The sequence below is a fragment of the Tissierellales bacterium genome (assembly GCA_035301805.1).
Classification (GTDB): Bacteria; Bacillota; Clostridia; order Tissierellales; family DATGTQ01; genus DATGTQ01.
The window spans coordinates 1-11,179 of sequence record DATGTQ010000177.1 but is presented as its reverse complement, the minus strand read 5'-3'; the positions used below and the strand labels follow the sequence as shown (position 1 = coordinate 11,179).

Genomic DNA, 11,179 nt, shown 5'->3' with positions numbered 1-11,179 from the left:
ATTACAAATATTTTGAGTATAATGTCCACCTTCTACTTTTATAGCCTTACCATTTATTAAACTGTCAGCAACTTTTTTCTTTGCAGAATTATATACTCTTTGAAAAGTTTGCCTTGATATTTCCATACTTTTTGCACATTCTTTTTGTTCCAATCCCTCTAAATCCCTAAGTCTAATTGCTTCCACTTCTTCTATTTTTAATATATTTTTTTCTAATTTTATTCTTTCAATCCCTGCTGGTTTGAAATATCTAAATTTAGGTATATATTCTACCCTTCTCCATTTTATAGGTCTTGCCAAATTAATCCCCTCCTAATGGTTCATATAATATTATTATAGTATAACCTACCATTTATTTAAAGTTACCCAATTTAAATGGTCCATATTCTATGATACAATTAAATATATGTCGTACTTAGGAGATGTTATTAGATGAAAAACAAACTAAACTCCCAACAACAATTAGCCGTACAGCATGTAGAAGGACCTGCCTTAGTTTTGGCTGTACCTGGGGCAGGAAAAACTACAGTAATTATACACAGAACAGCTAATTTAATATACAACCATAAAATAAGTCCAGAAAGAATACTCTCTATTACTTTTAGTCGTGCATCTGCTAAGGATATGAAAAATAGATTTTACAGTGAATTTAGAAGTATATCTTCTATTCCTATTAGATTTTCTACAATTCATAGCTTCGCCTTCAGTATTCTTAATAAATATGCCTATAGAAATAATTTAAAACTTACACTTATTGAAGATGAAAGAAAACCTATTAGTAAAAAGAAAATATTAAGAAAAATATATTATGATGTGAATAAGTCTTATATGCCAGAAGAGAAATTAGAAAGTACAATAAATGCTATAGGCTATATTAAAAATATGCTACTTACAGTCGATGAATATCTAGAGTACCATGATATAGATATAAGTAATTTTAAAAATATTTATAATTCCTATGAAAAATATAAAAAGGAAAATTATTTAATTGACTTCGATGATATGCTTACTCTTACTTTAGAAGTACTAGAAAAAGATAATTATTTATTAAAAAAATATAGAGAGCGCTATAAATTTATTCAAGTAGATGAAGGACAAGATACATCTAAAGTTCAGAATAAAGTTATTGAAATTATTTCTAGACCTAAAAATAATTTATTTGTAGTTGCTGATGATGATCAGTCTATATACGGATTTAGAGGTGCTTTTCCTAAGGCTCTTTTTGAGTTTGAAAAAAATTATCCAAAAACCAAAGTTTTTTATATGGAACAAAATTATCGTTCTACCAAAAATATAGTTTCTGTTTGTAATAAATTTATTAAACAAAATACTCAGAGATTTAATAAATCTATTAGTACAAATAATAGCTCCCATAGACCTATAAATATACTAAAATTTAAAGATATGGCGGATCAATATGAATATATAATAGAGCAATTATTAAATCAGAAAAGCTTTGATAATACAGCTATTTTGTATAGAAATAATATTTCTAGTATAGGAATTATTGAATACTTTGATAGAAATAATATCCCTTTTAAAATGAAAGATATAAAGATAGATTTTTTCAACCATTGGATAACAAAAGATATTATTTCTTTTCTAGCTTTAGCTTACGATAATTCTAGTATAGATGATTTTGAGAGAATTTATTATAAAACTAGAGGATATATTAGAAAAGATTATATTAATTTCATAAAAACTTTGTATTATAATAAATCTGTTTTCTATAGACTAACTAAATTTCCTGAACTTAAGAAAAGCCATATAGAGGAAATAAGAAAATTAGAAATTGATTTTCACATGCTTTCAAAACTTAAACCTTATGATGCTATAAATTTCATTGAACAACAATTGGAATATAGTAATTACATAAAAGAAAGTTCTCAACGTTTTGGTTATTCTTACGATTCTTTAAAAACAATAGTATTTTACTTAAAACTAATAGCATCAAATACAAATAATTATGAAGAGTTTATAGATAGATTAAAACATTTAAACTATTTAACTTATAATTCTAAAGATAATAAAAAAGGTATAACATTGTCCACTGTACATTCTTCTAAAGGATTAGAATTTGAAAATGTATATATAGTTGATTTAATAGATGGAGAATTTCCTATGTACCATTCTATTTCTAGCTTTGAAAAGGGCAATATTGAGGCTTTAGAAGAAGAAAGAAGACTTTTCTATGTTGGCATGACTAGGGCTAAAAAAATATTAGATTTAATTACATATGATTATAAAGATGGAAAAAGAGTTGAACCTTCTCGTTTCATAACAGAATTAGAGAACTTTATGCCCAACTCTTCTTCCTAATATTTTATTTATATTATAAGACCATGTTTAAAAGGGTCTTCTTCCTGAGCTATTAAATGACTATAGCCAATAATGAAGGCTCTTCCCTTAATTTCCGGAATTATTCCATTATACTCTCCTATTTTTACCTCTTCTAATATTCTCCCTTTAAACATAGTTCCGGTTATACTTTCATGCACAAAATATTCATTCTTTTTTAATTTATTTTTACCATGTAAATATGCCAATTTAGCACTTGTACCTGTACCGCAGGGAGAACGATCAAACTGGCCTGCCCCAAATATTACTACATTCTTTAAATCTGCTATACTATTTGTAGGCTTGCCATATATTTCAACTAAATCTACTTTATTTATATCAGGAATATTAGGATGTATAACTTTCACCTTATTATTTATCTTTTCTCTAATTATTAATGCTAATTTTATTATCTCATCTATATTTTCTAGAGAAATTTTCAAATTTAAATATTTACTATCTACTAATGCAAAAAAACTCCCTCCAAAAGATATATCCACTGGTACTTGTCCTAGTTCCGATATTTCTATTTTTATATTTTCTTTATATAAAAAGGCTGGAACATTTTCTATGGAAACCCCTTTAGCTTTTTTATTCTCAACTTCTACTTTGGCCCTTACCAATCCTGCTGGAGTATCTAAAGTTATATTTGTAATAGGTTCTTCAACTTTTACATAACCTTCGTCTACTAAGATAGTAGAAACACCGATTGAACCATGACCACACATATTTAAATATCCACCACTATCCATAAATATTACCCCAATATCTGCTTCTTTCTTTGTAGGTTCCATAAGGATAGCTCCAAACATATCCCCATGTCCTCTTGGCTCATGCATAGTCATTGTCCTAATATAGTCAAAATGTTCTACTAAATAATTTTTCTTATCCATCATGTTATTGCCAGGTATAAAGGGGAGACCTTCGGTTATAATTCTAGTCGGTTCTCCCATAGTATGTGTATCAATAGTTTTAAAACTATTCATCCCCTCCACAATATCTCCCCCTTTCTCATACTTTTGCAATATACTCATAAGGCAGAGACACTATTCTTCCTGGTGTTTGAATTTCTACTAATTGGGTTAAAGTATCTCTAAGTATTCCTTTTTGCATCTCTACATTATGAGGTTCTCCAACATTAGCTCCCATTGGAACTATAGGTGCAGTACACCTAGGAGTACCATTTTGCCTCACCACAGGAGGTAAAGCAGCAATTATAATAGTAGGTATTCCTGCTTCTTCAATTGCTCTCTGCACAATCACGGCAGAGCGATAACATGTTCCTCACCCACCAATCATAACTATTCCATCCACTCCTTCTTCTTTTAATATTTTAGCAATTCTTCCCTTAAAATCTATAATTATAGATCCATCGGTTACCTTAATTATTATTCCTCTATAATACCTTTCAGAGGGTATGTATTTTAATTCTCCATAGTTTAATCCTCCTAATTAGATTTCAAAGATTTTGCGGAAATTCCTATAGGTATATCTAGAAATACATATGTTTCGAAATCAATTCTTCCACCTATAGTTATATCTTTTGTAATTACTGGCCTTCTTTCTTCTATAGCTAACGTAATATTTCTTACCGTCTCTACTTTGGACACTAAACATTTTGCTTCTAAAGGTAACTGACCAGGCTTTAACCTTACACCAAATAGTTCCATAAGTACTGCCCTTTCATCTCCAGCTGGATACATATCAGGTAAATATTTGATTCTTCTTTTTTGTTGTTTTTAAAAAGGTAATCTGTAGCCTTCATTATTTCATCAGATTCATTAATTATAAATAAATCTTTACTCATTACTTCTTTTACAGGAATACTACAAACTTGAAGGAATATAATTTCACCTCATTTGTTTTCTACCTATATATTACTATATTTATTTTTTTACTACAATAAATAGTAATTTTCTAAAAAAGTGTAATACTATATAGGAGCCTACAAATCTTTTGAAAGGAGGATTAAGAAATGAAAAAGAATAAATCAAAAAGAAACAATAATAAGAACAATAATAAGAATAAGAAGAACAGTAACAACAATAACAATAATAAGAATTCAAAAAACAAAAAAGAACAAGGATAATTTTACATTAATCCCCTTTAGGGCTAAATTAGCTTTAAAGGGGATTAAAATCTTATCTCAACTTTTCAATAGAAATATCATCAACAGTAAAATATTCATCTTCTTTTAAAGTGAAATTTTTGGTCTTATAAGGCTTATTCTCTGCGGAAATATATACTTTACTTACGCCATAGTAATTCCCCAAGGTATTTACTATACTTCTTATTTTTTGCATTTCTAAAGTATCTTTCACCTTCATTTCCTCAATTAATTCTTTAGAAAAATTTATTTTAACTAAGCTTTCTCTCTCATCAACTTTTATAGACTTAATTTTTGTATTTGGTGAAATTGGAGGAATTATCTTGTTTGTAGATATATTTTTAAATTCTCTTTCAATTATGTCTTCAATTCTATCATTAGTATTAAAATCCACTTTCTTTTCAACAAATACAATTTTTGTATCATTTACTACTGGGTAATAAAATCTTAATTTCAAAATATAAGGTTTATCCTTTTCAACAGTTTTTAACAAGGTCTTTACTTCTACATTGTTGTCATTATATATTCGTGCTACATGACCTACTTTCTTTACATAGTAATCTAACTGTTTTTTATTGTTTCCATATTCAGTAGTAACTTCTAAAGCTTTATATTTTTTAATAGGTGTCTCAACTTCCACATCTGAACCCGTTATTGCTCTTTTATTTCCATTTGGTAAAGTCCAATTTGTCCCTACTTTTAAAGGTTCTTTCAATAATATGTGATTCTTTATTCTATTGGTTTTGATTTTATTTTCGATATGATAAAATTCTTCTTCTGAATGTATTTCCCTTAACTCTCCTCCTGTATATTCTAATACTGAAATAATAATTGTTCCCGGATTTATAGTTCTTAATTGGGCCTTATTATCATCTATATAGTCAAAAAATATAGTTTGTTCTCCATATTCATTGCCATAATCCTCATAGACTTTCAATATATTTTTTTCAAAAGGGAAATAATCAGATATTTTTTCTGGCATTTCATTGGACTTTTTAGGAACCTTATTTTCACAACTTAAAGTTCCAACTAAAATCATGATAATTAATAGCAGTATACAAAGAAATTTCTTCATAATACCCTCCTTTGTAACTACTATTATTTCCTAGTCCATGAATCTAATATACCTTTATTTTTTCTGAGCTTTTGGATCTGATACTGTTTCATATACCCCCATTGCAGACATAGTTACTAGTATAGAGTTTATTAAGGCTAAAAGTATACCCTGTAGACCAAAGCCAGTTTTTGCAAATACTAGGGTAAGTATTAAAGATATAATAAAGGAATAAATTCTAACGACCCCATCTGGAAAAATTTTTTTTATAATCGGCTTAGTGAACTGAACAATTGCCGAAGTTGCTACTACAAGACCTGCAAAAGTAGCCATAGTCTCACTTAACATTAATTCATTATACATTTCTTTACCTCCTCAAAAATCTATTTATTAATGTATATTCAAAAGGTAAAGAAATTATAAAACTAATATTAACAATTTCTAAATCTACAGCATAATCTATATTGAACCTGATAATTCTCCTTATTCGAAAGGAGGTGCAAATATGACTGATAAAAATAAAGATTATGGAAGATGTAGAAGACGTAGAGGTAATGATTTTGATGATTCTTTACTTTTCTTCTTCTTATTACTTGTAGTTATATTCTGTAACTGTGAGAAATTCTAATATAAGGGTATAAAAAAGACAAGGTCTTATATCATTAGTTACTATATAGGACCTTGTTCTATTATAAATACTATTAATTTAATAAAATATTCAAAACCTATTTACTATTATGAACACTTATGTTATATTATAGTATAATAACTTATAATACAATATTATTTTAAAACTAAGATTTGGTAAAGTAGAATATATTATTGTATTCTAGAGAGGATTCTACTGGTGGAAAGAATCTATACAAGATATATTTGAAGTGCACCAATGAGTTCTTAGTCGAAAAACACAGTAGACTAAGACGGATGTTCCCGTTATAGAACTAGAGTATGCAAGTACTTGAACCGAGATAGGATTTTTCACTAAGCAGAGTGGAACCGCAAAATAACCTTTTGCCTCTGTATATTTATATATACTTGAGGTGAGAGGTTTTTTATTTTATTAAATTGGAGGTAATAAAAATGATTTTTAATAATATTTACGAAACTATTGGAAATACACCTTTAATAAAACTAGATAATAGAGATGAAAATAATATAGGAGATATACTAATAAAGGTTGAATCTTTTAATCCAGGGGGGAGTATAAAGGATAGGGCAGCTTTATATATGATTAAAGATGCTGAAAAAAATGGAATCCTTACAAAAGGAGGAACAATAATAGAGCCTACCAGCGGAAATACTGGCATTGCCTTAGCAATGATAGGAGCAGCAAGGGGATATAAAGTAAAAATAGTAATGCCAGATACTATGAGTGTAGAAAGAAGAAAGCTTATGGAAGCTTATGGAGCAGAAGTTATATTAACAGATGGAAAAAACGGTATGGTTGGTTCAGTTGAGTTGGCTAAAAAACTTGCTCATGAAAAAGGATATTTTATGCCAGATCAATTTGGCAATATAAATAATATAAAAGCTCATTATGAAACTACAGCAGTGGAAATCTTAAATGACATTAAAGGAGAAAATATTGGTGCTTTTGTAGCAGGCATAGGAACAGGTGGCACTATAACTGGAGTTGGTAAAAGATTAAAAGAAGAGAATCCAAATATATTAATAGTTGCAGTGGAGCCAAATAAATCTCCCCTCTTATCTGAAGGAAAAGCTGGTAGCCATGGTATTCAAGGAATAGGCGCAAACTTTATACCAGAAATTTTAGACAAAACTATTATTGATGAAATCATTCAAGTGGATGAAGAAGATGCATATTTCTATGCTAGAAATATTAGTAAATATGAGGGAATATTTTGTGGCATATCTTCAGGAGCAAATGTTGCAGCTGCAACTATGATAGCTAAAAAACTAGGAAAGGGAAGAAAAGTGGTTACAGTACTTCCTGATACTGGCGAAAGATATTTATCTACAAATTTGTTTAACGGAGAATAATACTATGTTTAAATTTATAATAGAGGAAGCTAAAAATATATTAGAAAAGGATCCAGCAGCTAAAAATCTATTTGAGGCTATCTTTTGTTACCCTAGTTTAAAAGCTATCCTTCGCCATAGATTAAGCCATAAGCTTTATAAGAAAAAAAGATATATATTGTCAAGGATAATTTCTCAAAAAGCTAGAAAAAAAACAGGTATAGAAATCCACCCTGGAGCTGAAATAGGACTAAATTTATTTATTGATCATGGTATGGGTGTGGTTATAGGTGAAACTGCTGAAGTTGGAAATAATGTAACCATGTATCATGGAGTTACATTAGGTGGAATTGGTGGAGACCCTAATACAAAACGCCATCCTACAGTAGAAGATAATGTAATAATAGGATCTGGAGCTAAAATATTAGGCCCAATAACTATAGGAGAAGGGGCAAAAATAGGTGCTAATGCTGTGGTCTTAGAAGATGTTCCTCCCTATACAACGGTAGTAGGCATGCCTGCTAAGGTGGTTAGGATAAATAAAAAAACTGTATAGATTTTTAGCATAAAGTGGAGTAAAAAACACTCCACTTTTTTATTTTCCTCAATATCCATGTAATTATTAAAATAATAAAGAATAATTTCCTAAATAGGTCATACAATAGTAGTGAAAGCATGTTTTACCTATTTAACAAATCAATTTTCTTAACCCAAGAATTCATCTTATCTATCTGTCAATTTAAATTCCTTTCCTATAGACTATTAACTCTTTTGAGTTTATATATAGGAGGTGGAAAAAATGGCATCAATTGAAATTTTCCTTAAATTTCTAACAGCCTTACTTAATCTTCTAATTAGTATAATAACATTCCAATGTACGAAAAAAACAAAAAAGAACTCGCATAAAAATACGAGTTCTCACACAAAGTAACACATAGGGGAGCTAGCACCTCCCCTATAATCATCCCTCCTTTCTATTATATCATTTTTCGGTAAAAATATGACTAAATTTATAAAGAAAGTTTTTTGTTAATTTTATTTTGCTTTTTTTGTAGAAGTTTATTAAACTAAGAAGGAGTTTGTTCCATTTTCAGAGAAAGAATATAAAGAAGGTTAAAATAAATTGTCTAATTTTATATAAGAAAGGCTGGTAATATGATTAAACATCATTATATAGGGACTCATTAATCAAATATCATAGAGAGAAATAGAGAACAGCTCTTTATGCTACGAGAGCTTTTCTATAATATTATAAATTCTAAGTTACTCAGACTCATCATTTGAAAATAGGTTTAATCTACGAGCCCTCGTATTTCTTCATTTTCTTTTCTTCATATAAATCTTTATCCGCTATTCTTAGCATATCTTGAAAATTAATAAAACAATCAGTGCAAGCTATACCAGCACTAATACTAATGTTTATTTTTTCCTTCCCTATACTCTGTCTAATTTCTTTTTTAATTGTTTGAATTATACTGTTTGCAATTTTTTTGTTTTGATTAAAAGTTAGAATTATAAACTCATCTCCACCATACCTTATAGCAATGTCCTCTTTCCTCATACTATCTTTTATGGACTCTCCAACTATCTTAATAACTTTATCTCCTTTTACATGTCCATAATTATCATTGATTCCCTTTAAATTGTCTATATCTATAAAAATTAAGCAATAATTCTTTAATTTATATTTTATTAACTTAGAATTATTAATTTGCTCTTCTAAATAGTTTCTATTATACAATCCTGTTAATAAATCTCTAAATCTTTTAGTACAATTACTGCATTTATATACTTCCTGGCTAATTGCAATTATGTAGTAAGTATTATTATCTATAAAAAACTTGTCAATACAAATATAATAATCTTCTAAAATATAGCAGGCAGGCTTTTCCTCCGATAATTTTTCTAAAATATTCAATCTTTTTATATAATTATAAGCTACCTTATTTTCTACATTGCTATAATGAATCTTATATTCACAGTCTACTATTATATATATTAATTTTTCTTTTCTGGAGTTATGAATATGCATATAATTCTCCCCCGGATTCATTATATAAGGTATTGGACTTTAGAACTAGGAAATTAGCTTTATTCTAATATACAATATTTTATCACTAATGGTTTTCCCTGTAAACTAGTAGGCTTAAAAATCCTATATTAAATCTTTATCCAAACTAAACAAGAACACCTCACCTCTGACTGAAAACTTAGGTAGGGAACTAATTATATATAAGAAATGCCTCAATAGGTAGCCTATGTAAACAACAAAACCTTATGTTTATGGGAGAAGTTCTAGACTCTTCTATTTCTAAGCAAAGTAATAGTTAGATAGGTTCAAGTAGTAAATACTAGTTTTCATAAGTAATTTTTATTGCTTCTATAAGTTCTTCAATGGTAGAATATATTCCTCCCTTTGTTTGCTTAATAAGCCCAATAACAAATAAATTTTTATACATAAATTGATTTTCTGTACCATCATTAATAAGTGCTTGAATTTTTTTGTTATTATCTCTTCCTTGCTGGCGAACATCTGTATATACTGCAAAAATAGGTTTATCCAGCATATAAAATACTCCTATTTCAGCGGCAACACCACTATCAATTTCAACTCCGTCTATTACTGCAATTAAAAAATCACTTTCTTTAAGCCTATCCATGTCAGCTTTTGCAATGGTAACAGAATCTGCATATGCATTTTTATCATTGATTTCATCATTTTCTTGAGGAACATATAAATCAATTTCTTCTATTTCTTCTCTAATTTTTGACGCCATTAAAGAATTTAACAATCTATCTCCCATACCAAATAATCCATTTGCTAGATATGCTTTCATTAATATATCTCCACCTTTTTCATTTATTGCTATTGAATAATTCCCTATTTTAAATACTACATATATGACTACAAGAATTCTTTATTTCAAAATAATATAAAGACAAAACTTCTCATTTTTTTCTTGCACACATTTAAATGTTTTCCCCAATCTTAATAATTTAAAACATAAGCAAGGGTGTAGATTTTTCTAAATAATATAAAGCTTTTTCACATTCATCCCTTTCAAAAAAAGTAGCTCCTATATTATAATTAATAGTTGCAATTATATCTTCTCTATTTAAATCCCATAAAATATTCTTCATAAAGAGAAACTTACTTTTCTACAAAAATTATCAATGTTTCTGCTATCTAGAACTTACATGAGTTATAGAGATATATAAATGCTACTTTTAGTTTTATCCCATTTCTTCCATAATCTTTTTAAATTATTAAAAAACTTTGTCTTCTTTAAGTTTATCGCAAGTAAGACCACTTTTCTTGTATATTTTTAATCTTTCGTAATCTCTTACATACAATGGATCTTTTATAGTATGCTCTTCTATAATTTCTCTTATAAATGGATATTCCTTTACTCCATCTTCATCTATTTTATAATATACATAATTTCCAACCTTGTAATTATCTAATATTTTTGCATTTATCAATCTATTTAAATGGCGAGAAGCATTTGACTGTGTAACATCAAGTATTGCCTCAATTTCACATACACATAGCTCTTCATTTTTTAATATATTCAATATTCTCATTCGTGTTTCATCGGAAAGTGCTTTCATAACTTGTATTAAATCCACAATATCACCTCGTGTTATTTAAACTTTCATTTTCCTTTTCAATAGCTTCAAAAAACCTTCTTAGGTTTTCC

General features: G+C 28.3%; 12 protein-coding genes, 2 pseudogenes and 1 other annotated feature. Of the genes and pseudogenes, 4 read left to right on the top strand and 10 right to left on the bottom strand.

The window, feature by feature from the left end:
• Positions 1–300 (bottom strand): DUF134 domain-containing protein (locus VK071_08955; GenBank protein ID HLR35430.1); only part of this gene is annotated, 300 nt, incomplete at its 3' end.
• A gap of 132 nt (positions 301–432) precedes the next feature.
• Between VK071_08955 and VK071_08950 the strand changes: the two genes are divergently transcribed.
• On the top strand, positions 433–2,319 hold the full coding sequence (locus VK071_08950) for an ATP-dependent helicase (GenBank protein HLR35429.1): 1,887 nt from the start codon (positions 433–435) through the stop codon (positions 2,317–2,319).
• 8 nt (positions 2,320–2,327) lie between these two features.
• Here the strand turns inward: VK071_08950 and VK071_08945 are convergent, their stop codons facing one another.
• From VK071_08945 to VK071_08925, 5 genes and pseudogenes are all read right to left on the bottom strand, one after another.
• Positions 2,328–3,323, bottom strand: a complete 996-nt coding sequence (locus tag VK071_08945; protein ID HLR35428.1) for a proline racemase family protein — start codon at positions 3,321–3,323, stop codon at positions 2,328–2,330.
• A gap of 25 nt (positions 3,324–3,348) precedes the next feature.
• Positions 3,349–3,678 (bottom strand): annotated as a pseudogene (locus VK071_08940) (D-proline reductase (dithiol) protein PrdB).
• A 137-nt stretch (positions 3,679–3,815) separates the two neighbouring features.
• Positions 3,816–4,058: pseudogene (locus VK071_08935) on the bottom strand (proline reductase-associated electron transfer protein PrdC).
• A 420-nt stretch (positions 4,059–4,478) separates the two neighbouring features.
• Positions 4,479–5,519 carry a GerMN domain-containing protein gene (locus VK071_08930; protein HLR35427.1) on the bottom strand — a complete coding sequence of 347 codons (1,041 nt, stop codon included), beginning with the start codon at positions 5,517–5,519 and terminating at the stop codon, positions 4,479–4,481.
• Positions 5,520–5,573: 54 nt separating this feature from the next.
• Positions 5,574–5,861, bottom strand: coding sequence for a hypothetical protein (locus tag VK071_08925; protein ID HLR35426.1), 288 nt, complete (start codon positions 5,859–5,861; stop codon positions 5,574–5,576).
• Positions 5,862–6,003: 142 nt separating this feature from the next.
• On the opposite strand from VK071_08925, the gene VK071_08920 reads away from it, so the two are divergent.
• The 3 genes from VK071_08920 to epsC all read left to right on the top strand — a co-directional run bounded on the left by VK071_08920 (position 6,004) and on the right by epsC (position 8,034).
• Positions 6,004–6,126, top strand: coding sequence for a hypothetical protein (locus VK071_08920; GenBank protein ID HLR35425.1), 123 nt, complete (start codon positions 6,004–6,006; stop codon positions 6,124–6,126).
• Between the two features lie 159 nt (positions 6,127–6,285).
• Positions 6,286–6,520, top strand: a binding site (T-box leader).
• Positions 6,521–6,578: 58 nt separating this feature from the next.
• On the top strand, positions 6,579–7,499 hold the full coding sequence (gene cysK / locus VK071_08915) for a cysteine synthase A (GenBank protein ID HLR35424.1): 921 nt from the start codon (positions 6,579–6,581) through the stop codon (positions 7,497–7,499).
• 4 nt (positions 7,500–7,503) lie between these two features.
• Entirely contained in the window at positions 7,504–8,034 is a 531-nt protein-coding gene (epsC, locus tag VK071_08910) for a serine O-acetyltransferase EpsC (protein HLR35423.1), read from the top strand.
• A 741-nt stretch (positions 8,035–8,775) separates the two neighbouring features.
• Here the strand turns inward: epsC and VK071_08905 are convergent.
• The 4 genes from VK071_08905 to VK071_08890 all read right to left on the bottom strand — a co-directional run bounded on the left by VK071_08905 (position 8,776) and on the right by VK071_08890 (position 11,108).
• The gene (locus tag VK071_08905; GenBank protein HLR35422.1) at positions 8,776–9,510 is read right to left on the bottom strand and encodes a GGDEF domain-containing protein; all 735 of its coding nucleotides are present in this window, start codon (positions 9,508–9,510) and stop codon (positions 8,776–8,778) included.
• Between the two features lie 319 nt (positions 9,511–9,829).
• Positions 9,830–10,315, bottom strand: coding sequence for a nucleoside 2-deoxyribosyltransferase (locus tag VK071_08900; GenBank protein ID HLR35421.1), 486 nt, complete (start codon positions 10,313–10,315; stop codon positions 9,830–9,832).
• Positions 10,316–10,475: 160 nt separating this feature from the next.
• Positions 10,476–10,619, bottom strand: coding sequence for a hypothetical protein (locus VK071_08895; protein ID HLR35420.1), 144 nt, complete (start codon positions 10,617–10,619; stop codon positions 10,476–10,478).
• 126 nt (positions 10,620–10,745) lie between these two features.
• Entirely contained in the window at positions 10,746–11,108 is a 363-nt protein-coding gene (locus VK071_08890) for a metalloregulator ArsR/SmtB family transcription factor (GenBank protein ID HLR35419.1), read from the bottom strand.
• Positions 11,109–11,179 lie beyond the last annotated feature (71 nt).